The 25,023-nt window shown below is 60.2% G+C and carries 15 protein-coding genes and 3 pseudogenes; 10 read left to right on the top strand and 8 right to left on the bottom strand.

Features of this window, described 5'->3' with window-relative positions:
• Positions 1-180 precede the first annotated feature (180 nt).
• Complete coding sequence (locus ABH912_RS06280; protein ID WP_429510094.1) at positions 181-1,149, top strand: hypothetical protein; 969 nt, start codon at positions 181-183, stop codon at positions 1,147-1,149.
• Positions 1,150-1,378: 229 nt separating this feature from the next.
• Here ABH912_RS06280 and ABH912_RS06275 read toward each other — a convergent pair whose 3' ends face one another.
• From ABH912_RS06275 to ABH912_RS06255, 5 genes and pseudogenes are all read right to left on the bottom strand, one after another.
• Entirely contained in the window at positions 1,379-3,730 is a 2,352-nt protein-coding gene (locus ABH912_RS06275; RefSeq protein ID WP_429510093.1) for a tetratricopeptide repeat protein, read from the bottom strand.
• A 117-nt stretch (positions 3,731-3,847) separates the two neighbouring features.
• Positions 3,848-4,060 (bottom strand): annotated as a pseudogene (locus tag ABH912_RS06270) (hypothetical protein); the annotation flags it as partial.
• 13 nt (positions 4,061-4,073) lie between these two features.
• A pseudogene (locus ABH912_RS06265) lies at positions 4,074-4,430 on the bottom strand (DUF1254 domain-containing protein); the annotation flags it as partial.
• 10 nt (positions 4,431-4,440) lie between these two features.
• A pseudogene (locus ABH912_RS06260) lies at positions 4,441-4,782 on the bottom strand (hypothetical protein); the annotation flags it as partial.
• Positions 4,783-5,023: 241 nt separating this feature from the next.
• Positions 5,024-5,449: a YciI family protein gene (locus tag ABH912_RS06255; RefSeq protein WP_429510091.1), complete on the bottom strand. Its 426-nt coding sequence runs from the start codon at positions 5,447-5,449 to the stop codon at positions 5,024-5,026.
• A gap of 281 nt (positions 5,450-5,730) precedes the next feature.
• Here ABH912_RS06255 and tpx point away from each other — a divergent pair, with 281 nt between their 5' ends.
• The 7 genes from tpx (at position 5,731) to ABH912_RS06220 (ending at position 18,525) form a co-directional block, all read left to right on the top strand.
• On the top strand, positions 5,731-6,231 hold the full coding sequence (tpx, locus tag ABH912_RS06250; RefSeq protein WP_033054703.1) for a thiol peroxidase: 501 nt from the start codon (positions 5,731-5,733) through the stop codon (positions 6,229-6,231).
• Positions 6,232-6,409: 178 nt separating this feature from the next.
• Positions 6,410-7,726, top strand: coding sequence for an MdtA/MuxA family multidrug efflux RND transporter periplasmic adaptor subunit (locus tag ABH912_RS06245; protein WP_033054704.1), 1,317 nt, complete (start codon positions 6,410-6,412; stop codon positions 7,724-7,726).
• Positions 7,723-10,827: an MdtB/MuxB family multidrug efflux RND transporter permease subunit gene (locus ABH912_RS06240; protein WP_429510088.1), complete on the top strand. Its 3,105-nt coding sequence runs from the start codon at positions 7,723-7,725 to the stop codon at positions 10,825-10,827. The genes ABH912_RS06245 and ABH912_RS06240 overlap by 4 nt, the downstream gene beginning before the upstream one ends.
• A complete protein-coding gene (locus ABH912_RS06235; RefSeq protein ID WP_429510087.1) occupies positions 10,824-13,931 on the top strand; it encodes an efflux RND transporter permease subunit in 3,108 nt (1,035 codons plus the stop codon). The genes ABH912_RS06240 and ABH912_RS06235 overlap by 4 nt, the downstream gene beginning before the upstream one ends.
• Positions 13,928-15,409 carry an efflux transporter outer membrane subunit gene (locus ABH912_RS06230; RefSeq protein ID WP_033054707.1) on the top strand — a complete coding sequence of 494 codons (1,482 nt, stop codon included), beginning with the start codon at positions 13,928-13,930 and terminating at the stop codon, positions 15,407-15,409. Before ABH912_RS06235 ends, ABH912_RS06230 begins: the two co-directional genes overlap by 4 nt.
• Before the next feature lie 194 nt (positions 15,410-15,603).
• The gene (locus tag ABH912_RS06225; RefSeq protein ID WP_429510085.1) at positions 15,604-17,685 is read left to right on the top strand and encodes a putative bifunctional diguanylate cyclase/phosphodiesterase; all 2,082 of its coding nucleotides are present in this window, start codon (positions 15,604-15,606) and stop codon (positions 17,683-17,685) included.
• Positions 17,686-17,778: 93 nt separating this feature from the next.
• Complete coding sequence (locus tag ABH912_RS06220; protein ID WP_033054710.1) at positions 17,779-18,525, top strand: SDR family oxidoreductase; 747 nt, start codon at positions 17,779-17,781, stop codon at positions 18,523-18,525.
• Positions 18,526-18,545: 20 nt separating this feature from the next.
• Here the strand turns inward: ABH912_RS06220 and mapR are convergent, their stop codons facing one another.
• From mapR to ABH912_RS06205, 3 genes are all read right to left on the bottom strand, one after another.
• Positions 18,546-19,955, bottom strand: coding sequence for a GntR family transcriptional regulator MpaR (gene mapR / locus ABH912_RS06215; protein WP_429510083.1), 1,410 nt, complete (start codon positions 19,953-19,955; stop codon positions 18,546-18,548).
• Positions 19,956-20,124: 169 nt separating this feature from the next.
• Positions 20,125-21,555, bottom strand: coding sequence for a cytochrome c oxidase accessory protein CcoG (gene ccoG / locus ABH912_RS06210; protein WP_429510082.1), 1,431 nt, complete (start codon positions 21,553-21,555; stop codon positions 20,125-20,127).
• Positions 21,556-21,750: 195 nt separating this feature from the next.
• The gene (locus ABH912_RS06205; RefSeq protein WP_046053580.1) at positions 21,751-21,984 is read right to left on the bottom strand and encodes a DUF3203 family protein; all 234 of its coding nucleotides are present in this window, start codon (positions 21,982-21,984) and stop codon (positions 21,751-21,753) included.
• 137 nt (positions 21,985-22,121) lie between these two features.
• On the opposite strand from ABH912_RS06205, the gene ABH912_RS06200 reads away from it, so the two are divergent.
• On the top strand, positions 22,122-22,619 hold the full coding sequence (locus ABH912_RS06200) for an MgtC/SapB family protein (RefSeq protein WP_033054717.1): 498 nt from the start codon (positions 22,122-22,124) through the stop codon (positions 22,617-22,619).
• 389 nt (positions 22,620-23,008) lie between these two features.
• The gene (locus ABH912_RS06195) at positions 23,009-25,006 is read left to right on the top strand and encodes an alpha-1,4-glucan--maltose-1-phosphate maltosyltransferase (protein WP_429510081.1); all 1,998 of its coding nucleotides are present in this window, start codon (positions 23,009-23,011) and stop codon (positions 25,004-25,006) included.
• The last annotated feature ends 17 nt before the right edge of the window (positions 25,007-25,023 follow it).

Below are 25,023 nucleotides of genomic sequence, written 5' to 3'. Positions count from 1 at the left end.
CCCGGCGCGGACTCTAGCACTAATAGCAGTGAGCCATCATTCGGAATTTAAATTAATTCGGTTTAGCCGCACGCCTTGGGAAATGTTGTGTGGAGGTGCAAGGAATTTGTACTTGGGTCGATGATGGCACTTTGGTAGAGTCCGCACCTCACAAGGAAGTCGTACCGAAAGGAGTCTGGTTTGAGTGTGGGCAAGAAGATTTTAGGGTTAACCGCGTTTCTGCTGATGTTGACCCTGTGGGGCGGTTACTTTTATGTGTTCCAGGAGAACCGCGGCGGTCAGTTGGGTGGCGCGTTCGACAGTTACGCCTGGTGCGGCACGCCACCGGCCGCTGATGTGCTGTCGCTGGGCAAGGATCAGCTGACCCTGCGCATCACCAACAACCTGCGTGGCGAGTTCATGCTCAGCGGCGCGGTGATTGTTTCCGAGCGCACTTTCAACCGCTACGACCTGGGCCGAAACGAGCTGCGCCTGCGCCTGGAACCGCTGCAATGGTCCTACGGCGCCACGCCGATTTTCCTCGAACAGGTCAGGATCAACCCCCTGAGCCGTAACCTCGCTTCTGACAACAAAAGTGCCTACGCGGAGCTCGAGCCGCGACCGATTGGCGTGCAGGGGCGCGCCACCGAGTTTCCCTTCGACACCTACCGCTATGGCTACAAACCGGTGCTGTATTACCTCAAGGGCAATGAGCGCATCGACCTGCGCTTCCGCCACATCACCGCGGTGATGGAGATGTCGAACACCTTTACGCCCGTTCAGAAGTACAACCGGGCCGAGTACATCAATGAGAAAAACGCGTTGGTGCGCGAGGAAGACTACAAACCCTTCACCTCCCATGAATGCGCGTTCAGCGTCGAGCGCAAAGGCTCATTCAAGGTGATCGTCTTGCTGTTGCTGCTGGTGATTTGCCTGCCGCTGATGCACGTGTTTTATCGCGACGAGCCGGGCATCGATTTTCTCGCCACGCTGGTGAGTATCGGGGCGATCCGGATATTGCTGGTGGGGCCGTTGCAGGACTTTCAGCTGTACAACATTGACTTCCTGTTTGGCGCGGCGATTTTGCTGGTGGGGACGGTGTCGCTGATCAAGGCGATGCGGGCGAACAGTCGGCGGGCGTTGGCGTTGAAGAGCGGGTCGTCATGGTGAAGATGAGGGGTGTCATTTAGATCCACCCCCTCACCCTAACCCTCCCGAAACGTCGGACCGCCCCAGGGGGTAGAGGGGACTGAACGAGGTGTTTTTTCGAGTTACATCGACCTGAAATTTCGAGTCGACCTCAGGTTTTGAAAGGCTTGAAGATCGGCTCCCTTTCCCCTCGCCCCCATGGGGAGAGGGCGGGGGGTGAGGGGTGGATTTCAAGGATGCACACCATCAATCACTTCAACGCAGGATCCCCCCTGTTCATTTTCTTCCAGCCCTGCAACAGCACCTGCGCCTTCGGCTCCTGCCCGTTGTCCAGGTAGTACTGGATCAACGACAACCGGGCATTGCGATTGGCCGGCTGCACTTTTAACAGCCGCTCCAGCTCTTGGCAGGCCTCATCGACCTTGCCGCTGTCGTGCAACGCCACCGCCAACACGTAACCGTACTGGGCGTTCTGAGGCTCCAGTTGTGCGGCTTTGCGCAGGGCCGGCATGGCTTGGGCGGATTTGCCTGCCCGCACCAGCGACAGGCCTTGAGTGTGTTGCAGCAGGGCGGCATCCGGATGTTCTTTCAGGCTCTGTGCCAGCAGCGTCTGAGCTTCCTGACTGCGTCCGTTCGCCTCCAGCCATTGCACCAGTGTCACCAGCGCCGGGTAGAAATCCGGATCGCGCTTGAGGGCTGTGCGCAACAGTGATTCGACTTCGCCGCTACGACCGCTGGCTTGATAGAGCATGGCCAGGTTGAGATTGGCTTCGGCGCGTTCGGCCAGGTTCTTCTGAACGTCCTCGTATTCGGCGATGGCCGTGTTCCAGTTGTCTTGGGCGTTGCCCAATCCATTACGGGCCACGCTCAGCAGATCCCGGGCCGCGACAATCCGCACAGCCTTCACCGGGTCACCCAGCAATGGCGTCAGCAGCGACGCGCGCTCCTGTGGCGGCAGGAACGCGCTGATCGCCCGGACGGCGCTTTCACGCACTTGCGGGGCCGGGTTGTTCAAGTCCTGGGTGGCGAGTTTTAAAGCCTGTTCGCTTGGGTACAGCGGCAACTCGGCCAGCAGGGTCGCGCGCTGAATCGCTGGCAAATGGCTAAGTTGAAGCTGCTCGTACAAGGCTTGTGCCGCGCCGGGCTGACCGTTGCGAATCAGCCACAGGCTTTCGTCGTAACGCGGTGCCTGCGCAGTGGTGGTGTTCCAGAGCTTGAATTGCTCGGTGACCTTGTCGCCCGCCTTGCCCTGGTGACAGGTCAGGCAAGCATCCGGCGTGCCGAGTTGTTTCGCCCGCTCAGGGTTGGGGATGCTGAAACTGTGGTCATGCCTGAAGTCATTGCCCATGTAGAACTTGCCGGGCATGTGGCAATCCACGCACTGCGAACCCGGCTGGCCCATGGTGTGGCGCGTGTGTTCGATGGAATCGTAGTTCTTCGCTTGCAGCCCTTTGCCGTCGACGCCGTCCATTGACGTCTTGCCGGCGGTGTTGTGGCATTGCAGGCAGACACCGTTGCCCGGTGCCTTGAGCTCGGTGCTGTGCGGGTTGTGGCAGTTGCTGCAGCGCACACCCTTGTCGAACATTTTGCTCTGGGCGAAGGAGCCGTGTTCGAACACTTCGTCCTTGATCTTGCCGTCCAGCGCGTACAACTCGCGGGTCAGGGGGCTCGGCAGGTAGTCATCCATCAGGCGCTTGCCGGCGGTGAAGCCGTCGCCCAATGGCGCGCGGCGCGAGTGGCAGCGGGCACAGGTTTCGATTTCGACGGTGGCGTTCTTGTCCTTCAGGTCGACGGCAAAACCGGCATGGACCAGGTCACCTTTTTTTGCCGTCCATGCCAGGTGATTGGAGGCCGGGCCGTGGCACGCCTGACAGCCGACACCGAGGCTGTTCCAGTGACTGTCGAAGGTGTTTTTCGCGGTATCGAAATTGCGCTTGTAACCGGTGGTGTGGCACTCGACGCACATGAAGTTGGCGTTCTGGCTCGGCTTGCTCCAGTGCAACGGGTCTTTGAAATTCACACCCTGGCCCGGATAGAGGTGAAACCAGCGGTGCTTCTCGGTATCCCAGGCCACGCCGAGGGCTTGCAACCGACCTTCGCCGACCTCGATCAGGTATTGCTGCAACGGCGCGATGCCGAAGGTGTAGGCGACCTTGAAGTCGGTATTCTTGCCATCAATGCCGTGGGTGTTGACCCAGAATTCGTCGCCCTTGCGCGAGAAACGGGTGGTTTCGTTTTCCGCTTTGAAGGTGACGTTTTTGAAGTCGCCCAACATCGTCTCGGCATTGGCCTCCTGCATCGCCAATTGGTGATGGGAGCCTTGCCAGTCCTTGACCTGCTCACTGTGGCAGCCCTGGCATTGTTGCTCATCAACCATCGCTGCCGGTGCCACGGCAACCGGTTGCGGTTTGACCGGCTGAGCGACCGGTGTACTGACAGGCGCATACGTCATGGGGGCCGGTGTGCTGCTGAACAGGAACCAGCCGATGCCCGCTATGGCCAATAGCAAGACGCCGAGGGTGACGGGAAACAGGTAACGGCTGATCAAGGTCGGTGGCGAATCAGGGTGTGTCTGTACCGCTTTATTTTTATGTTTCGGCATTGCGACTTCCATAGTCCGGGTGCGTTTGCCGTCAGGCGCGCATTCAAGCTCGACGCAGCTTTGCCGGAAGGCCGGCGTCTGTCAAATGAGGTTGTGATCCACTGCGCAGGCGCTGTATCACTCCCCGAAAAACCACCGGAAATACGGATCCCCCCCATCCCCGCGCATCACCTCGCGAATATCCCTGGCCCACGCGTCGCGGTCACCCTCATAAGCATGCAGACTCGCCCGATAAAACTGCATCAGGCGTTGCTCGTGTGCGTTCATCCGTTCGTTGAAGCCCGCATCGGCATTCACCAGCGGTGGCGCTATGCGCAGGTCCAGCAAGGCGCACCTTGCGGTCGGTTTCATTCAAGTCGACGAAGCCAAGGATGTACGGCGTGGTGGCGTTGGCGGTGATCACGCCCAGTTTGTCTTCGTAACTGTTGAGCACCATCAGGTCGCCGCTGCGGGCGCCGAGTTTGTCGCGAAACTCTGCCTGCCATTGCGCGTAGGACACCAGCGGCAACGCCCACAGATAATTCTGGGTCGCCTGTTGGAAATCCAGCTCGGCGTAGAGTTTGGCTATGGACTCATGGGCCGGCAGTTCGCCTTCCATCGCGATCTTGCCGATCCGCGTATCTGGATCCTGGGCGCCGACACCGCAACTGACGAACATGGTCATCAAACTGAAACCGGCTGCGCGAATTGCACCGTGCATAAGAAAGTCCTTATTTGCCAAACGTGACATTGATCCCGGCGAACAGCGTGAACTGCGGCAGGCCATCGCCTTTGCGTTCCACGGTCCACTGAGGTTCGACGAATGCATTGAGGATATTGGAACCGGATTTCCAGACCTTGCCGCCACCGAACCCGATGGGGATGTAGTGGGTGTCGTTTTTCAGGTCGAACGTCCAGGTGCCGGTGCCCAGTTCGTCCTGATCGGCGGTGGGTGCAGTGATCTGCGGACCGATGCCCAGCTGCACACCGTCAGTCTTGAGCAAGAAGATGTCGAAAATGTTCAGATCACCTACACCGGTGCTGTATCCCCCGTTCCTTCGTGGCTCATTGGACGACTCGGCACTTCTCGGCCGTTACTGCGAAATCTCTTTCCTATCAAGCCTGTAGGACACGTCTGTTGAAACTAGCAGCTAACTCGGGGTTCGCCAGTCGCAGCGGGGGACTCTTTGGTTTTTTGTACACGTTTGCGTGAAATTATGTGTACTGAAAAGTTAATGCGAAACAGGGGGTTGAAATCGATGGACTGCTAGCTGTGGCGAGAGGGCAAGCCTCTTCGCCACAATGATCCGTTATTCAGTCCTTCTTCATCTGCGCACGCACCCGCTCTTCCTGCTCCCGCAGTTCCGGTGTGAACTCGTCTCCGAAATCTTCAGCCTCGAACACCTGGCGAATCTCAATCTCGGCGTCGGTGCCTGGCATCGGGTTGGGGCAGCGCTTGACCCACTCGATCGCTTCCTGTTTCGACTTCACGTTCCATAGCCAATAGCCGGCGATCAGCTCCTTGGTTTCGGCGAACGGGCCGTCGATCACCGTGCGCTTTTCGCCCGAGAAACGTACGCGGGCGCCTTTGCTGCTGGGTTGCAGGCCATCGCACTCGATGAGGATGCCGGCTTTGACCAGTTCCTCGTTGTAGTTGCCCATTGCGGTCATCAGTTCCTCGCTGGGCATCACACCAGCCTCGGAATCCTGGCTGGCTTTCACAATGATCATGAATCGCATGGTCTTATCTCCGCTGGATGTGAGTGACTCACAGCCTAGTCGAATGGCCGTCGCTTGAATCGACAACGCTGGCTGCCTTTCGTCATGAACACCGGGTGGCGGCCGGTGAGGGCGGTACGCTGTACACCGACCGCATCTCTCGCTCCTGCGGGATTCGGGTTGTATCCAATGTGTGCGACGAGACATCACAATTTGTATCTGGGCATAGGTCGTCGGGCCATTTCGTGGTTAACTTCGGCCTCTTCAAATTCTCTACAACAACGTTCAGAAGGACTCCGTTCATGGCTCAAGTCACTCTTAAAGGCTCCCCGGTTCAAGTCAACGGCCAACTGCCACAAGCCGGTTCCAAGGCGCCAGCCTTTTCCCTGGTTGCCGGCAATCTGTCCGACGTGACCCTGGCGAGCTTCGCCGGCAAGCGCAAAGTGCTGAACATCTTCCCAAGCGTTGATACCCCGACCTGCGCCACTTCGGTTCGCAAGTTCAACGCCCAGGCCAGTGATGTCGCCAACACTGTCGTGCTGTGCATCTCCGCTGACCTGCCGTTCGCTCAAGCTCGCTTCTGCGGCGCCGAAGGCCTGGAAAACGTACAGAACCTGTCGACCCTGCGCGGTGCCGAGTTCATCGAGAACTACGGCGTTGCCATCGCTGACGGCCCGCTCAAAGGCCTGACCGCCCGTGCCGTCGTGGTTCTGGACGAAAACGACAACGTTCTGCACAGCGAACTGGTCAAGGAAATCGCTGATGAGCCGAACTACGAAGCAGCACTCGCCGTTCTGAAGTAAAAGTAGTTTTACAATTGTTAACGGCCTGGCCCTGTCCAGGCCGTTTTCATTTGTGCTTCAGTGTCTTAGATAAATCTCCTGTTACGTAAGCCGAAGGTAAATTGCCGGTAAAGCCGCTTTGCTTAATGCCCGCCAGTGCTTATCGTTCAGCCTCCTGTAGAAGAAGCCCACGCGCCCAATGGTTGATCATTCCATGCAATCCTCCGTTTCCCGTAGTCCCCGTCGCTGGCTGTTTGGCCTGCTTGTCCTGTTGGTCATCGCTGGCCTGTGCTGGAAATTCTGGCCCGCCGGCACTGCCCAAAAAGAGGGCGCAGGGCAAAAAGCCGTTGCCGGGCATACCGGCAGGTCGGGGGGGATGCGTCCGGGTTTCGGCGGGGCGACCGGGCCTGTTCCAGTGCGTGTCGCGCCAGCGGTCAAGGGCGACTTCCCGCTGTACTACAAGGCGCTGGGCACCGTGACGGCGTTGAACACCATCAATGTGCGCAGCCGCGTCGGTGGTGAGCTGATGAAGATCTCCTTCGAAGAAGGGCAGATGGTCAAGGCAGGCGATCTGCTGGCTGAAATTGACCCGCGTCCTTACCAGAATGCCTTGCTTCAGGCCGAAGGCACGTTGCTGCAGAACCAGGCACAACTGAAAAACGCTCAAGTTGATGTAGAACGCTATCGCGGCCTGTATCGCGAAGACAGTATCGCCAAGCAGACCCTGGACACGGCCGAAGCGCTGGTGGGCCAGTATCAGGGCACGGTCAAAACCAATCAGGCGGCGGTCAACGACGCCAAGCTCAATCTGGAATTCACCAAGATCCGCGCCCCGATTGCCGGGCGTGTGGGCTTGCGTCAGCTGGACGTCGGCAACCTGGTGGCAGCCAACGACACCACCGCGCTGGTGATCATCACCCAGACGCAACCGATCAGCGTTGCCTTCACCTTGCCGGAAAACACCCTGGACACCGTGCTGGCCCGTTATCGCACCGGCGCCAAACTGCCCGCCGAAGCCTGGGACCGTGGCGACACCAAGTTGCAGGCCACCGGCGTCTTGCAGAGCCTGGACAACCAGATCGACGTCACTACCGGCACCCTGAAATTCAAGGCTCGTTACGAGAACCGCGATCAGGCGCTGTTCCCGAATCAGTTCGTCAACGTCCACCTGCTGGCCGACACCCTCAAAGACGTGGTGCTCGCACCTTCGGCAGCGATTCAGTTCGGCACCAATGGTACGTTTGTCTACGCCCTGGACGGCGACAAGAAAGTCGCGATTCGCCAGTTGAAAGTCGGCGCCAGTGACGGTGAAAACACCGTGGTTACCGAAGGCCTGGCCCCTGGGGATCGCGTGGTCCTTGAAGGCACCGACCGCTTGAAGGAAGGCAGCGAAGTGGAAGTGGTCAACGACACCAAGGACGTGCCAGCCACCCCGGCCGGGCACCTGCAAGGCAAATCGGCCACCACGGCGCCTGACGCGACGACCACCGACAAGGCGAAAAAGGGCGGCGCATGAACCTCTCGCGGCTGTTCATCCTTCGCCCGGTCGCCACGACCCTGAGCATGCTGGCCATTATCCTGGCCGGCGTGATCGCCTATCGGCTGTTGCCGGTGTCGGCATTGCCTCAGGTCGATTACCCGACCATCCGCGTCATGACGCTGTATCCCGGCGCCAGCCCGGATGTCATGACCAGCGCCGTGACCGCGCCCCTTGAGCGTCAATTCGGGCAGATGCCCGGCCTGACCCAGATGGCCTCGACCAGTTCCGGCGGCGCTTCGGTGCTGACTCTGCGTTTCAGCCTCGACATCAACATGGACGTCGCCGAGCAGCAGGTGCAGGCGGCGATCAACGCCGCGACCAATTTGCTGCCCAAGGACCTGCCGGCGCCGCCGGTGTACAACAAGGTCAACCCGGCGGACACCCCGGTACTGACGCTGGCCATCACCTCCAAGACCATGCTGCTGCCCAAGCTCAATGACTTGGTCGACACGCGCATGGCGCAGAAAATTGCCCAGATCAGCGGCGTCGGCATGGTCAGCATTGCCGGCGGCCAGCGTCAGGCCGTGCGGATCAAGGTCAACCCCGAGGCGCTGGCCGCCAATGGCTTGAACCTGTCTGATGTTCGCACCTTGATCGGCGCGTCCAACGTCAACCAGCCCAAGGGCAACTTCGACGGCCCGACCCGGGTGTCGATGCTCGATGCAAACGATCAACTGACCTCGCCCAAGGACTACGCCAACCTGATTCTCGCCTACGCCAACGGCGCGCCGTTGCGTTTGAAGGACGTGGCGGAGATCGTCGATGGTGCGGAAAACGAACGTCTGGCGGCGTGGGCCAACGAAAACCAGGCCGTGCTGCTGAACATCCAGCGTCAGCCTGGCGCCAACGTCATCGAAGTGGTAGACCGGATCAAAGCCCTGCTGCCGAGCATCACCGACAACCTGCCGGCCGGTCTCGAAGTCACCGTGCTGACCGACCGCACCCAGACTATCCGCGCCTCCGTCACCGACGTGCAGCACGAATTGTTGATCGCCATTGCGCTGGTCGTGATGGTGACCTTTCTGTTCCTGCGTCGGGCCAGCGCCACGATCATTCCGTCCGTGGCCGTGCCACTGTCGCTGATCGGCACCTTCGGCGTGATGTACCTCGCGGGTTTCTCGGTCAACAACCTGACCCTGATGGCACTGACCATCGCCACCGGTTTCGTGGTGGACGATGCCATCGTCATGCTGGAGAACATTTCCCGATTTATCGAAGAAGGCGACAGCCCCCTGAATGCGGCGCTCAAGGGCGCCAAACAGATCGGCTTCACGCTGATTTCCCTGACCCTGTCGCTGATCGCAGTGTTGATTCCACTGTTGTTCATGGCCGACGTGGTAGGGCGGTTGTTCCGCGAATTTGCCATCACCCTGGCAGTGGCGATCCTGATCTCCCTGGTGGTGTCCCTGACCCTGACGCCAATGATGTGCGCGCGGTTGCTCAAGCGTGAACCCAAGGAAGAAGAACAGGGTCGTTTCTACCGGGCCAGCGGCGCCACAATTGATTGGATGATCGCGGCTTACGGGCGCAAGTTAAAGTGGGTTCTCAAGCATCAACCGCTGACCTTGATGGTGGCTATCGGCACCCTGGCGTTGACCGTATTCCTTTACATGGTGGTGCCCAAGGGCTTCTTCCCGATGCAGGACACCGGGGTGATCCAGGGTATTTCCGAGGCGCCGCAGTCGATTTCCTTTGCGGCCATGAGCGAGCGTCAGCAGGAACTGGCCAAAGTGATCCTGGCGGATCCGGCGGTGGAAAGCTTGTCGTCCTACATTGGGGTCGACGGTGACAACTCGACGCTGAACAGCGGTCGTCTGCTGATCAACCTCAAATCCCACAGCAACCGCGACCTGAGCGCCACCGAGGTGATTGCACGTCTGCAACCGGAACTGGACAAGCTCCCCGGCATCCGCCTGTTCATGCAGCCGGTGCAGGACCTGACCATCGAAGACCGCGTCAGCCGGACTCAATACCAGTTCAGCATGTCGTCGCCGGATTCGGAGTTGCTGAGTCTGTGGAGCGGTCGTCTGGTAGACGCACTGGCTGAACGGCCGGAACTGACCGACGTCGCCAGCGATTTGCAGGACAAGGGCTTGCAGGTCTATCTGGTGATTGACCGCGATGCGGCGTCGCGGGTCGGCGTGTCGGTGTCGAACATCACCGATGCGCTGTACGACGCCTTCGGTCAGCGGCAGATTTCCACCATCTACACCCAGGCCAGCCAATACCGCGTGGTGCTGCAATCGCAGTCGGGCGAGAGGATCGGCCCGGATGCGCTGAACCAGATTCACGTGAAAACCACTGACGGCGGGCAAGTGCGCCTGTCCAGTCTGGCGCACATGGAGGAGCGTCAGGCGCAACTGGCGATCACCCACATCGGTCAGTTCCCGGCAGTGATGATGTCCTTCAACCTCGCGCCCGGCGTGGCGTTGGGGCATGCGGTGCAGATCATTGACCAGGTGCAGAAGGACATCGGCATGCCGATTGGCGTGCAGACCCAGTTCCAGGGCGCGGCCGAGGCATTCCAGGCGTCGCTGTCGAGCACCTTGCTGCTGATTCTGGCGGCGGTGGTGACCATGTACATCGTGCTTGGCGTGCTCTATGAGAGCTACATCCACCCGATCACCATTCTCTCGACCTTGCCCTCCGCGGCGGTGGGTGCCTTGCTGGCGTTGCTGTTGAGCGGCAATGACCTGGGCATGATCGCGATCATCGGCATCATTTTGTTGATCGGTATCGTGAAAAAGAACGCGATCATGATGATCGACTTTGCCCTCGACGCTGAACGCAATCAGGGCATGGACCCGGAAACGGCGATCTATCAGGCGGCGCTGCTGCGTTTCCGGCCAATTCTGATGACCACACTGGCCGCGTTGTTCGGCGCGGTGCCGCTGATGCTGGCGACCGGTTCCGGCGCGGAACTGCGTCAACCGTTGGGTCTGGTGATGGTGGGTGGCTTGTTGGTGAGTCAGGTGCTGACGCTGTTTACCACTCCGGTCATCTACCTGTACTTCGACCGCCTCGGTCGGCGCTGGGGTCGCAAGCCTGAAGCCGTGGAAGCGGCAGAACAGCCATGAACCTGTCCGGACCTTTCATCAAGCGCCCGGTCGCGACGATGTTGCTGAGCCTGGCGATCCTGCTGCTGGGCGGCGTGAGCTTCGGCCTGTTGCCGGTGGCGCCTTTGCCGCAGATGGACTTCCCGGTGATCGTGGTCCAGGCGAGTCTGCCCGGTGCAAGCCCTGAGGTCATGGCCTCGACCGTGGCCACGCCGCTGGAGCGTTCCTTCGGCGCCATCGCCGGGGTCAACACCATGAGCAGCCGTTCCAGCCAGGGCTCGACCCGGGTGATTTTGCAGTTCGACCTGGACCGCGACATCAACGGCGCGGCGCGGGAAGTGCAGGCGGCAATCAACGCCTCGCGTAATTTGCTGCCGAGCGGGATGCGCAGCATGCCGACCTACAAGAAGGTGAACCCGTCCCAGGCACCGGTCATGGTGCTGTCGCTGACCTCCGACGTACTGGAAAAAGGCCAGCTCTACGATTTGGCCTCGACGATTCTGTCCCAGAGTGTGTCTCAGGTGCAGGGTGTCGGCGAAGTGCAGATTGGCGGCAGTTCCTTGCCGGCGGTGCGCATCGAACTCGAACCGCAGGCGCTCAACCAGTACGGCGTGGCGCTGGACGACGTGCGCAACACCATCGCCAATGCCAACGTGCGCAGGCCCAAGGGCTCGGTCGAAGACAGCCAGCGGTTGTGGCAGGTTCAAGCCAACGATCAACTCGAGAAAGCCAAGGATTACGAGTCGCTGATCATTCACTACGCGGACGGCGCGGCCCTGCGCCTGAAGGACGTGGCCAAGGTCAGCGACGGCGTCGAAGACCGCTACAACAGCGGTTTTTTCAACAACGACGCGGCGGTACTGTTGGTGATCAACCGTCAGGCCGGCGCCAACATCATCGAGACGGTCAACGAAATCAAGGCTCAGCTACCGGCGTTGCAGGCTGTGTTGCCGGCCAGCGTCAAGCTGAACGTGGCGATGGACCGGTCGCCGGTGATCAAGGCGACCTTGCACGAAGCGGAAATGACCCTGCTGATTGCCGTGACGCTGGTGATTCTGGTGGTGTTCCTGTTCCTCGGTAACTTCCGCGCCTCGTTGATTCCGACTCTAGCGGTGCCCGTGTCGCTGGTCGGCACCTTTGCGGTGATGTACCTCTACGGATTCTCCCTGAACAATCTGTCGCTGATGGCGCTGATTCTGGCCACTGGACTGGTGGTGGACGACGCCATTGTGGTGCTGGAGAACATTTCCCGGCACATCGACAAAGGCGTACCGCCGATGAAGGCCGCTTACCTCGGGGCGCAGGAAGTCGGTTTCACCTTGCTGTCGATGAACGTCTCGCTGGTGGCAGTGTTCCTGTCGATCCTGTTCATGGGCGGGATCGTCGAAAGCCTGTTTCGCGAGTTTTCCATCACGTTGGCGGCGTCCATCGTGGTGTCGCTGGTGGTCTCGCTGACACTGACACCGATGCTCTGCGCCCGCTGGCTCAAGCCGCATACGCCGGGTGAGGAAAACCGTTTGCAGCGCTGGAGTCAGCACGCCAACGAGTGGATGGTCGGCAAATACGCGACCAGTCTGGACTGGGTGTTGCGCCACCGTCGGTTGACCTTGCTCAGTCTGCTCGTGACAGTCGGCGTTAACATTGCACTGTATGTTGTTGTTCCTAAAACATTTATGCCTCAGCAGGATACCGGCCAGCTGATCGGTTTCGTGCGCGGCGACGACGGGCTGTCATTCAGTGTAATGCAGCCGAAAATGGAAACCTTCCGCCGTGCCGTGCTCAAGGATGATGCGGTGCAAAGCGTCGCCGGCTTCATCGGCGGCACCAACGGCACCAACAATGCCTTCATGCTGGTACGGCTGAAGCCGATCAAGGAACGCAACATTTCTGCGCAAAAGGTCATTGAACGCCTGCGCAAGGAAATGCCCAAGGTCGCCGGTGCGCAGTTGATGCTGATGGCCGATCAGGACCTGCAGTTTGGTGGCGGTCGTGAACAGACCTCGTCGCAGTATTCCTACATCCTGCAAAGCGCCGACCTTGGCGAGTTGCGCGAGTGGTATCCGAAAGTGGTGGTTGCGCTCAAGGCGTTGCCGGAGCTGACGGCGATTGATGCCCGTGAAGGGCGCGGCGCCCAACAGGTGACCCTGATCGTCGACCGTGATCAGGCCAAACGCCTGGGCGTCGACATGGACATGGTCACCGCGGTGCTGAACAACGCCTACAGCCAGCGGCAGATTTCGACGATTTACGACAGCCTTAACCAGTATCAGGTGGTCATGGAGGTCAATCCGAAATATGCCCAGGACCCGATCACCCTCAAACAGGTTCAGGTGATCACCGCTGACGGTGCGCGGATTCCGCTCTCGACCATCGCGCATTACGAAAACAGCCTGGAAGAAGACCGCGTCAGCCATGAAGGCCAGTTTGCCTCCGAGAGCATTTCCTTCGACATGGCCGAAGGCGTGACGGTGGAGCAGGGCACGGCGGCCATCGAGCGGGCCATCGCCAAACTGGGTATGCCGGAAGACGTGATCGTGAAAATGGCCGGCACCGCCGACGCCTTCGCCGCGACCCAGAAGAGCCAGCCCTGGATGATTCTCGGCGCGCTGGTGGCGGTGTATCTGGTGCTTGGTGTGCTGTATGAAAGCTACATTCATCCGCTGACTATTCTCTCGACCTTGCCGTCGGCCGGGGTTGGCGCGTTGCTGTCGATCTATGCGCTGGGCGGTGAGTTCAGCCTGATCTCGCTGCTCGGGCTGTTCTTGTTGATCGGGGTGGTGAAGAAAAACGCCATTCTGATGATCGACCTGGCCTTGCAGCTGGAGCGACATCAAGGCATGGCGCCGCTGGAGTCGATTCGCAGCGCCTGCCTGCAACGTCTGCGGCCGATACTGATGACCACCCTGGCGGCGATCCTCGGCGCGTTACCGTTGCTGCTGAGCCGCGCCGAAGGTGCGGAAATGCGTCAGCCGTTGGGCCTGACCATCATTGGCGGGCTGATCTTCAGCCAGGTGCTGACCCTTTACACCACCCCGGTGGTTTACCTCTATCTCGACAAACTGCGCCATCGCTTCAACCACTGGCGTGGGGTGCGTACCGATGCTGCTCTGGAAACTCCGCTATGACTGACCGTTCGCTTATCACTCTGGCTGCACCGCTGGTAACGGCCCGAGGCTCGCGTTTGTTGAGCCTGGCGCTGTGCGTGGCGATGCTCAGCGCCTGCGCCATCGGCCCGGATTACCAGCGCCCGCAAGCGGCTGCGCCGGCGCAATACAAGGAAGCGGCCGGCTGGCGTCAGGCCAATCCCAGTGATTCCCTGGCCCGTGGCGCCTGGTGGGAGTTGTATGGCGATCAGCAGCTCAATGGCCTGGTTGAAAAACTCAACAGTTCCAACCAGACCGTCGCGCAGTCCGAAGCCCAGTACCGTCAGGCCCAGGCCTTGGTACGCAGTGCCCGTGGCGCGTTTTTCCCGACTGTGGACCTGACCGTCGGGAAAAACCGCTCCAGCCAGGGCACCGGCAGCAGCAGTTCGAGCCTGACCAGTTCTTCCAGCGGGATTCGTGACACTTACACCGCACAGGCCGGCGTCAGTTGGGAGGCCGACGTTTGGGGCAAGCTGCGCCGAGGCCTTGAAGCCGACACCGCCAATGCCGAGGCGAGTTTTGCCGATCTGGCGGCGATGCGCTTGAGTCAGCAGTCGGAACTGGTGCAGAACTATCTGCAACTGCGGGTGATCGACGAGCAGAAGCGTCTGCTGGAGGCGACGGTCGAGGCCTATCAGCGCTCGCTGACAATGACTGAAAACCAGTACCGCGCCGGTGTCTCCGGCAAGGATGCGGTGGCGCAGGCCCAGACTCAGCTCAAAACCACCCAGGCTGACAGGGTTGATTTGATCTGGCAGCGTGCTCAATTCGAGAACGCCATTGCCGTACTGATCGGGCTAGCGCCGGCCGAGTTCAGCCTGGCTGAAACCCAAGACATTCCTGCGTTGCCCGAGATACCGCTGAGCCTGCCTTCGCAATTGCTCGAGCGCCGCCCGGACATCGCCTCCGCCGAACGCTCGGTGATGGCGGCCAATGCCAACATCGGTGTGGCCAAGGCGGCCTATTACCCGGATTTCACCCTGAGTCTGAACGGTGGTTACAGCAGCAGTACCTCTTCCAACTGGTTCAGCGTGCCGAACCGCTTCTGGTCGGTCGGGCCGCAATTGGCCATGACCCTGTTCGACGGCGGTCAGCGCTCCGCGGAAGTCGACCGCAGCGAAGCGGCCTACGACGAGACCGTGGCCAAGTACCGCCAGACCGTGCTCGATGGCTTCCGTGAGGTGGAAAACTACCTGGTGCAGCTCAAGGTCCTGGAAGACGAAGCGGGCGTGCGCCAGGAAGCACTGGACGCGGCGCGTGAGTCCTTGCGCCTGACCCAGAACCAGTACAAGGCCGGTGTGATCGCTTACCTGGGCGTGGTGGTCGTTCAGGCCACCGCATTGAACAATGAACGCAGCGTGCTGAGCCTGTTGCAGAGCCGGTTGATTGCCAGTGTGCAGTTGATCGCGGCATTGGGCGGTGGCTGGGATGGGGCGTTGCAAGTGAGCGAAAAAGAGTAGGCGCCCATTCTCTAACGGCAACTCGACAGCTGTTACCAGAGGACGCGGTCGTCGCTAAGTGTCAAACAAGCGTTTCATCGGCTTGATGGCCATTTGCTTATTTTGTCAGTGCGTTCTTTTGCGCAATCAGTACAATCGCCCGATTTGCCCCCCGAGAACGGAAGCAGTACGGAGGGGCTGTCGCGAGTAGTCTCATGCTTATCGGTAGCTATTCCCCCACGCTGGTTGTCATCTCGCTTTTTGTGGCGATTCTCGCCTCTTATACCGCGCTCGACCTGACCGAACGCATCTCCACGGCCAAGGGCCGGGCCGTGCATCTATGGACGGCGGGCGGCGCCTTTGCCATGGGGGTTGGCGTGTGGTCGATGCATTTCATCGGCATGCTCGCGTTCAACTTGCCCATCGACCTTGGTTACGACGTCGGCATCACGCTGCTGTCTCTGCTGATTGGCATCCTGTCCTGCGGCTTTGCCCTGTGGCTCGTCAGCCAGCCACGATTGCCAGCCTGGCAATTGGCATTCGGCGCGCTGGTCATGGGTTCCGGGATCAGCGCCATGCACTACACCGGCATGGCCGCCATGCGCATGCAGCCGGGTATCGATTACGATCCGACGCTATTCGGCGCCTCGCTGCTGATCGCCGTGGTCGCCTCGGGCGCCGCGTTGTGGATCGCTTTCCGCCTGCGCCAGCACACACCTTATGTCGGCCTGATCCGTGGCGGTGCGGCGGTGATCATGGGGTTCGCGATTGTCGGCATGCACTACACCGGCATGGCGGCAGCGCGCTTCCCGGATGGCAGTTTCTGTGGCGCGGCCGTCAGCGGCCTGAACGGCAAGGGCCTGGACAATCTGGTGTTGATCACCACCCTGGCCGTGTTGAGCCTGGCCCTGTTGACCTCGATCCTCGATGCGCGCCTCGAGGCCCGCACCGCAAGCCTTGCCCACTCATTGACCGAGGCCAACCGCGAACTGACGCAACTGGCCCTGCATGACACCCTGACCGGCCTGCCAAATCGCGTGTTGCTGGCTGACCGCATCGATCAGGCGATGTCCATGGTGCGCGAGCAAAGCGGTTGTTTTGCGTTGATGTTCATCGATCTGGACGGTTTCAAACCGGTCAACGATGCCTTTGGGCACCATATGGGCGATCTGTTGTTGCGTGAGGTCGGCTTGCGCCTGCGCGAGGATTTGCGCAGCCAGGACACCCTGGCACGGATCGGCGGTGATGAGTTCGTATTGCTGGTGCAACTCGGCGAGCAGAATGACGCATTGAACCTGGCGGCCCGTCAGGTCGGGCTGATCGGGCGTTCGTTCCGGGTCGGCGAACATGACTTGCAGATTTCCGCCAGCGTCGGCATCGCTATATACCCGGGCAACGGTGAAACCGCCGAGGAATTGCTGATGAACGCTGACGCGGCGATGTACCACGCCAAGGGCGCCGGGAAAAACGGCTACAGCTTCTTCGATGCCTCGATGAACAGCAACGCGCGCAAACAACTGCAGTTATTGCAGGACTTGCGTATCGCCATTGATCAGCAGCAATTCAGTCTCTATTACCAACCCAAGTTCGATGCCAACAATGGCCGGCCGGTCGGTGCCGAGGCGTTGTTGCGCTGGGAACATCCGACCCAGGGCATGCTGTTGCCGGACAAGTTCATCGAACTGGCGGAAAAGACCGGCCTGATTATTCCGATTGGCGAGTGGGTGCTCAACGAAGCCTGCCGTCAGATGCGCGAGTGGTACGTGCTCGGGTACACCGAATGGCGCATTGCGGTGAACCTTTCAGCCTTGCAGTTCTGCCACGCGGGCCTGGTCCAGAGCGTCGCCAAAGCCTTGGCCACTCACCATTTGCCAGCCAACAGCCTGACCCTCGAGATCACAGAAACCACCGCCATGAGCGATGCCGATGCGAGCATGACGGTGCTGCAGGAGCTGTCGACCATGGGGGTCGACCTGTCGATCGACGACTTTGGCACCGGCTATTCGAGCTTGATGTACCTCAAGCGCCTGCCGGCCAACGAACTGAAGATCGACCGGGGTTTTGTCCGCGACCTGGAGCGTGACAGCGATGACGCCGCCATTGTTTCCGCCATCGTCGCTCTCGGTCAGGCGCTAGGGTTGCGGATCGTCGCCGAAGGGGTGGAGACCGACTCGCAGCAAGACTTCCTGACGCAACTCGGTTGTGATTCGCTGCAGGGCTATCTGCTCGGGCACCCGCTGCCGGCCGAACGCTTCATGGTCGATATTCTGCGTGCAGAGCAATTGGCGGTGAGTTGAGAACAATGTGATTGATGTGAGTCCATGCAAAAGCCAGCGATGACGGTTATTCTTGGCCCCGACCGCTAACGCTTGGAATGGGGGACATTTCGCATGGACAAAGTCATCGTTATCACTGGCGGCAGCCGCGGTATCGGCGCCGCGACAGCCCTGTTGGCCGCCGAACAAGGCTATCGGATCTGCATCAACTACCAGGCCGACGAATCCGCTGCGCAAACTGTGCTGGAACAAGTCCGCGCCCTCGGCGCCCAAGCCATCGCGGTGCGCGCTGACGTCAGCATCGAAGATGAAGTGATCGCGCTGTTCCACCGCGTGGACACGGAGTTGGGCCGGGTCACTGCACTGGTGAACAACGCCGGCACCGTCGGGCAAAAGTCGCGGATCGATGAAATGTCGGAATTCCGTATTCTCAAAATTCTCAGAACCAACGTCCTGGCGCCGATCCTCTGCGCCAAACACGCGATCCTGCGCATGTCGCCCAAGCATGGCGGGCAGGGTGGCAGCATCGTTAACGTGTCCTCGGTGGCCTCACGCCTGGGCGCACCAAATGAATACGTCGATTACGCCGCCTCCAAAGGTGCGCTGGATACCTTCACCATCGGCCTGTCCAAAGAAGTGGCCGGCGAAGGCATTCGCGTCAACGCGGTGCGCCCTGGTTACATCTTTACCGATTTCCACGCATTGAGCGGCGACCCGGATCGGGTCAGCAAGCTGGAGTCGGCGATTCCGATGGCTCGGGGCGGGCGTCCGGAAGAAGTGGCTGAGGCGATTGTGTGGTTGCTGTCGGACAAGGCGTCCTATGCGACCGGGACATTCGTTGACCTTGGTGGCGGACGCTAACCTTAATCGGGTAGGGGTGGTTAGAACGACCGCACAATCCGGCCCAACGTCTCCATCGCTTTCTCGGCAGTTTCATCCCAGGGGCTGCCGTAATTCAGCCGGATACAATTCCTGAAGCGCTGGGTCGGTGAAAAAATCGGCCCGGGCGCAATGCTGATCCCTTGCGCCAACGCCATCTGAAACAACTTCAGCGAATCCATCTGCGCTGGCAATTCCAGCCACAGGAAGTAACCGCCGGCCGGTTGACTGACACGAGTCTGCGCCGGGAAGTAGCGCGCGATAGCGGCGAGCATGGCGCTTTGCTGTTCTTCCAGGGCGTAGCGCAGTTTTCGCAAGTGCCGGTCGTAGCCACCGTGTTGCAGGTAATCGGCAATGGCGGCCTGGGCCGGCATCGACGCGCACAGCGAGGTCATGAGTTTCAGCCGTTCGATCTTCTGCGCATAGCGCCCGGCGGCGACCCAACCGATGCGGTAGCCGGGGGCCAGGCTTTTGGCGAACGAGCCGCAATGCATCACCAGCCCTTCGGTATCAAAAGACTTGGCCGGTTTCGGCGCCTGCTGGCCGTAATACAGCTCGGCGTAGACATCGTCCTCGATCAACGGCACCTGATGGCTGCGCAATAGCTCAACCAGTTCCTGTTTCTTCGCCTCGGGCATCGTCGCGCCCATCGGGTTCTGAAAACTGGTCATGCACCAGACGGCCTTGATCGGGTGCCGTGCCAGGGTTTGCGCGAGTACCCCAAGGTCGATGCCATCGCGAGGATGCACTGGGATTTCCACGGCTTTGAGCTTCAGCCGCTCCAGGATTTGCAGGCAGGCGTAGAACGCCGGGGCTTCGATGGCCACCAGATCGCCAGGCTCGGTGACCGCTTGCAGGCACAGGTTCAGCGCTTCCAGCGCGCCGTTGGTGATCAGCAGTTCCTCCATGGGCAGCATCAGACCGCCGACCATGTAGCGCAGGGCGATTTGTCGACGCAATTGCGGGTTGCCCGGCGACATGTCGGTGACGACCATGCGCGGGTCCATCTCGCGGGCGGCGCTGGCCAGGGAGCGGGACAGGCGCTGCAACGGGAACAGCGTCGGGCTGGGGAAGGCCGAGCCGAAGGGCACGGTGTTCGGGTCCTTGATCGAGTCCAGGACCGAGAACACCAGTTCGCTGACGTCGACTTCGGTGGACTCGTTGACCTGACTGCTGATCACCGGCTCCGAGAACGGGCTCGGCGCGTGCGCGTTGACGAAGTAGCCGGAACGCGGGCGAGCGCGGATCAGGCCGCGGCGTTCGAGCAGGTAGTAGGCCTGGAACACCGTGGACGGGCTGACCCCGTAGGTCTGGCTGGCGTAGCGCACCGACGGCACGCGCTGGCCGGGGCCCAGAACACCGGAGCGGATCAGTTCAGCGATGTCGTCGGCGAATTTTTCGTAGCGTTTCATCGGAGGGCCTGGTTTGAAGTTATTCAGTTGGTGCGCTGTTGTGGCGAGGGAGCTTGCTCCCGCTGGGGTGCGAAGCGCCCCCAGAATTTACGACTGCTACGCAGCCGAGCGGGAGCAAGCTCCCTCGCCACAGAGGACTGCATCTGACAGAGGATTGCATCTTAAAGGCTCACCGATTCATCGGCGCAACAAACCGGCTCTTCGCCACGCTATAAATCTCTGGCTCATCGCTGTCGACAATCTTGAAGCTGATCGTCTGCGAACTGCTGCTCGGCCGTTCCGTGGTCATTGCCACCGACACCGGCACATCCACAATCTCGCCCGGTGCCAGGCTCAGTTCGGTCTTGCCTTGCAGCAGGAAGCCGTCGCCATCGACCAGGGTCAGACGGTAAGCCTGACGTTGCTGGGTCTTGTTGATGACTTTCAGGCTGTAGATGTTTTCGATCTGCCCCTGACTGTTCTCGCGGAACAGGCCACGGTCCTTGCTCACGTCCAGCGAAACCATCGGCCGCTCCACCAGCGCCAGGGCAAGCGCACCGATCATCACCAGCAGGACGGCGGTGTAGCCGATCAAACGCGGCCGCAACAAATGAGTCTTGCCACCCTGCAATTGATGCTCCGAGGTGTAGCTGATCAGCCCACGGGCATAGCCCATTTTGTCCATGATCGAATCACAGGCGTCGATACACGCGGCGCAACCGATGCATTCCATCTGCAAGCCGTCACGGATGTCGATGCCGGTCGGGCAGACCTGCACGCACACCTGGCAGTCGATGCAATCACCGAGGCCGACTTCAGCCGGTGCCACGTCACGTTTGCGCGGGCCACGGTTTTCGCCACGGGCCACGTCGTAGGAAATGGTCAGGGTGTCTTTGTCGAACATCACGCTCTGGAACCGCGCATACGGACACATGTGCATGCACACCGCTTCACGCAGCCAACCGGCGTTGATGTAGGTCGCGCCGGTAAAAAACAGCACCCAGAACAGGCTGACGCCGCCCATCTGCAAGGTCAGCAGTTCTTCGGCCAGCGGCCGGATCGGGGTGAAATAGCCGACAAAGGTCAGGCCGGTCAACAGGCTGATGGCCAGCCACAAGGTGTGCTTGGCCGAGCGGCGGATCAGTTTGTTCAGGCCCCAGGGTGCGGCTTGCAACTTGATTCGCTGGTTGCGTTCGCCTTCGGTGATCTTCTCGCACCACATGAAGATCCAGGTCCAGGAGCTCTGTGGGCAGGTGTAACCGCACCAGACTCGCCCGGCGAACACGGTGATCGCAAACAGGCCGAACGCGGCAATGATCAGCAGCGCCGACAGCAGGATGAAATCCTGCGGCCAGAAGGTGGCGCCGAAGATGTGGAATTTGCTTTCGGAAAGGTCCCAGAGCACCGCCTGGCGGCCGCCCCAGTTCAACCACACCGTGCCGAAAAACAGCAAAAACAGAAACCCCGTGCCGCTCATGCGCAGGGTACGGAATAAACCAGTGAAGCTGCGGGTGTGGATCAGGTTGTCGCTGGACTTGGCCTTCATCTTTGGACGCGAAGGCTCGTAGCTTTGCACTAGCGGGGCACTTTCAACAATTCGGACGGGGATTCTATCGCTCATGGTCTTTCGCTCATCAGCCTCCATCAGGCATGAGCACTATGAGCGGCGATCTGTTTGCATAACAGACTCACCTATTGCAATAAAAAGCGGATCAGATGGACGTTGAACCGCTTCCTGCGACAAGTTGATGCACCCGCTGCAACGGGACGCAGGTGCCTATATCAAGCGTCTGCGGGGGTTGTTGATCCGGGTCAGTCAAATCACCGAATCACTGTCGGTGGCCTTCAAATGCTTACGCCCGTCGACTGCGCCTGCTACGGTCAATGCGTCGGCTTCTGCTTCGGTAATGTAGAAGCGCTGGCCGTTGAGCTCCACCGCCGACATGGCTTTTTCCGAGTCGGTAATGATGGTGACGTCGGGACACAAACGAATTTCTTCGCCGGTCTCGGTAATGAAGAAGCAGGTCTGGTTTTCGATGCGCACAGTCATGAAAGTGTCCTTTTTTCTGCGGGTTCTTAAGTGTTAGGACACAGCCGAGGATCATCGTTCTGTGCAACCGATTAATGGTCGACGCGGTCCATCCTCAATAGAGCAACTTTCTATTCAGTCATCACAAGGACAACACCATGAACGCCTGGTGGCATGAGGTTTGGGTGACCCTGCAAGCGGAGTTCGCCGACGTTGGCGACGCTTCACAGCTGACGCGCATTACCGTGCGCTTGCTGATGGCGGCGGTACTGGGCGGGATTCTCGGCTTCGAACGCGAGCACAAGGGCAAGGCCGCCGGGGTTCGCACCCACATGCTGGTGGCGCTCGGCGCCGCGCTGTTCGTGCTGGTGCCGCAAATGTCCGGCTCGCAGGCCGATGCCATGAGCCGGGTGGTGCAGGGCGTGATCGCGGGGATCGGCTTTCTGGGCGCAGGGACTATTCTGAAAAACCACGAGGGCGACGAGGGGCACGTCAAAGGCCTGACCACCGCCGCCGGGTTGTGGATGACCGCCGCCATCGGTGTCTCGGCCGGGTTAGGGCGAGAGGCGACGGCGGTGCTTAGCACGTTGCTGGCGTTGGCTATCTTCAGCGTGATGCCGAAGATCGTAAAAATGCTGGAACGCGATTCCCCGTAGGTGTGACACCACCGGCGGCATGGTGCTCGGTGGCTCTTCCCGAGGAGGCGGGGCAGTACCGGGCGGGTCTTGCTCAGGCACAGGTTCAGGCTCGGTCGACGGAATGGTCGGGCTGTCGATGTTTGGATCAGGCGTTTCGGCAGGGATCGGAATGCTCATGAATGTAGCCTCCAGTGGCACATGGCGTAAGTCGTGCTTAAGTGTGTTGACCACTGTGTAAAGGAATTGATTCCACCGAAGGCCCAGGCAAATCCTCGTGAACTTTTACCGGTGCCTGTCGCTCGGAACCTAAGTGAGTTCATTCCGGGGCGGACGATCCTGCGGGATGGCTATCTTGTTACAAGCCACAGACACAAGAGCGTCCATGGGGCGTAAAGGAGAGATGCTCGATGACTGCTGAAAAACCGACAGAGCTCAACTACAACCCTCATATGCCGCTGTCGCAGGCTTTACTGCTACCGCGCATCGCCATCGAAGACACCATGCCGACCCTTGATGGCGGGCAGTTCGCCGTCAAAGCCGTGGTGGGTCAGGACGTGGTGGTGACCAGCAAAGTGTTTGCCGATGGTCACGACAAGTTGGCCGTGCGAGTGCGCTGGCACGCCGACGGTGACGAGACCTGGCAAAGCGAGGTCATGGCCGACCTGGGCAATAACGGTTGGCAGGGCCAGTTCCAGGTCGCGCGCCAGGGCCGTTATGTGTTTTGCATCGAAGCCTGGATCGATCAGTTCGCCAGCTTCTGTTATGAGCTGGAGAAAAAACATGCCGCCAGGGTGCCGATCAGCCTGGAGTTGCAGGAGGGGCGAACGCTGGTCCAGCACGCAGCCGAACGTACCGAAGGGCCGCTGAGTGAACAACTGGCGGCGTTGCACCATGAATTGTCGGGTCTGCTCGAAATCGAGCAAGTCGAACTGTTTCTGCACCAACGTAGCGCCGAGCTGATGGCGCAGGCCAATCATCGTGCCTATTTGAGCATCAGCCCTGAGTACCCGCTCGACGTCGAACGAGACCTGGCGCAGTTCGCCAGTTGGTATGAATTGTTTCCCCGTTCGATCACTGACGATCCGGCCCGTCATGGCACCTTCAACGATGTGCATTCACGGCTGCCGATGATTCAGGACATGGGCTTCGATGTGCTGTACTTCCCGCCGATCCACCCGATCGGCCGCAGTTACCGCAAAGGCCCGAACAATTCCCTGACCGCCGGGCCGGACGATCCGGGCAGTCCGTATGCCATCGGCAGCGAAGAGGGCGGGCACGAAGCCATTCACGCCGAACTGGGTACCCGCGAGGACTTCCGACGGCTTGTCGCGGCAGCCGCTGACCACGGGCTGGAAATCGCCCTCGACTTCGCGATTCAGTGCTCCCAGGATCACCCGTGGTTGCAACAGCATCCGGGCTGGTTCAACTGGCGGCCGGACGGCACGATCAAATACGCCGAGAACCCGCCGAAGAAATACCAGGACATCGTCAACGTCGACTTCTATGCCACCGATGCGGTTCCGAGCCTGTGGGTCGAGTTGCGCGACATCGTGGTGGGTTGGGTCGAGGAGGGCGTGAAGCTGTTTCGCGTCGACAACCCTCACACCAAACCGCTGCCGTTCTGGCAATGGCTGATCGCTGATGTGCGAGCGCTGTACCCCGAGGTGATCTTCCTCGCCGAAGCCTTTACCACCCCGGCAATGATGGCGCGGTTGGGCAAGGTCGGTTACTCCCAGAGCTACACCTACTTCACCTGGCGCAACAACAAGTCCGAGCTGGCCACCTACTTCACCGAACTCAATGAATCACCGTGGCGCGAATGCTTCCGGCCGAACTTCTTCGTCAACACACCCGACATCAACCCGGCGTTTTTGCATGAGTCGGGGCGCGCCGGTTTTCTGATTCGCGCGGCGCTGGCCACCATGGGCTCCGGTCTGTGGGGCATGTATTCAGGCTTTGAACTGTGCGAAGCGGCAGCGGTGCCGGGCAAGGAGGAATACCTCAATTCCGAGAAGTACGAGATCCGCCCACGGGACTTCAACGCGCCGGGCAACATCATTGCCGAGATCGCCCAGCTCAACCGCATCCGCCGGCAGAACCCGGCGCTGCACACGCACTTGGGCCTGAAGGTCTACAACGCCTGGAACGACAACATTCTGTATTTCGGCAAACGCAGCGCGGATGGCAGCAATTTCATTCTGGTGGCTGTCAGCCTTGATCCGCATAACGTCCAGGAAGCGAACTTCGAATTGCCGCTGTGGGAAATGGGCTTGCCCGACGACGCCAGCACCCAGGGCGAAGACTTGATGAGCGGTCATCGCTGGACCTGGCACGGCAAGTACCAATTCATGCGGATCGACCCGGCGCATCAACCGTTCGGGATCTGGCGAATCAGCATTTCCTGAGACTGTCTTTGTGGCGA

Origin of the sequence: Pseudomonas sp. BT76 TE3572, assembly GCF_050435365.1 — a bacterium.
GTDB lineage: Bacteria > Pseudomonadota > Gammaproteobacteria > Pseudomonadales > Pseudomonadaceae > Aquipseudomonas > Aquipseudomonas fluorescens_W.
Note: the sequence above shows the minus strand (reverse complement) of the source record. Positions and strands in the feature narration are given on the sequence as shown.

Bases quoted from the DNA above. Each gene is read 5' to 3' on its own strand.
- mapR (WP_429510083.1), bottom strand. From the start codon at position 19,955: ATGAAACGCTACGAAAAATTCGCCGACGACATCGCTGAACTGATCCGC.
- ABH912_RS06230 (WP_033054707.1), top strand. From the start codon at position 13,928: ATGACTGACCGTTCGCTTATCACTCTGGCTGCACCGCTGGTAACGGCC.
- tpx (WP_033054703.1), top strand. From the start codon at position 5,731: ATGGCTCAAGTCACTCTTAAAGGCTCCCCGGTTCAAGTCAACGGCCAA.
- ABH912_RS06275 (WP_429510093.1), bottom strand. From the start codon at position 3,730: ATGCCGAAACATAAAAATAAAGCGGTACAGACACACCCTGATTCGCCA.
- ABH912_RS06200 (WP_033054717.1), top strand. From the start codon at position 22,122: ATGAACGCCTGGTGGCATGAGGTTTGGGTGACCCTGCAAGCGGAGTTC.
- ccoG (WP_429510082.1), bottom strand. From the start codon at position 21,555: ATGAGCGATAGAATCCCCGTCCGAATTGTTGAAAGTGCCCCGCTAGTG.
- ABH912_RS06235 (WP_429510087.1), top strand. From the start codon at position 10,824: ATGAACCTGTCCGGACCTTTCATCAAGCGCCCGGTCGCGACGATGTTG.
- ABH912_RS06255 (WP_429510091.1), bottom strand. From the start codon at position 5,449: ATGCGATTCATGATCATTGTGAAAGCCAGCCAGGATTCCGAGGCTGGT.
- ABH912_RS06205 (WP_046053580.1), bottom strand. From the start codon at position 21,984: ATGACTGTGCGCATCGAAAACCAGACCTGCTTCTTCATTACCGAGACC.
- ABH912_RS06220 (WP_033054710.1), top strand. From the start codon at position 17,779: ATGGACAAAGTCATCGTTATCACTGGCGGCAGCCGCGGTATCGGCGCC.
- ABH912_RS06240 (WP_429510088.1), top strand. From the start codon at position 7,723: ATGAACCTCTCGCGGCTGTTCATCCTTCGCCCGGTCGCCACGACCCTG.
- ABH912_RS06195 (WP_429510081.1), top strand. From the start codon at position 23,009: ATGACTGCTGAAAAACCGACAGAGCTCAACTACAACCCTCATATGCCG.
- ABH912_RS06245 (WP_033054704.1), top strand. From the start codon at position 6,410: ATGGTTGATCATTCCATGCAATCCTCCGTTTCCCGTAGTCCCCGTCGC.
- ABH912_RS06225 (WP_429510085.1), top strand. From the start codon at position 15,604: ATGCTTATCGGTAGCTATTCCCCCACGCTGGTTGTCATCTCGCTTTTT.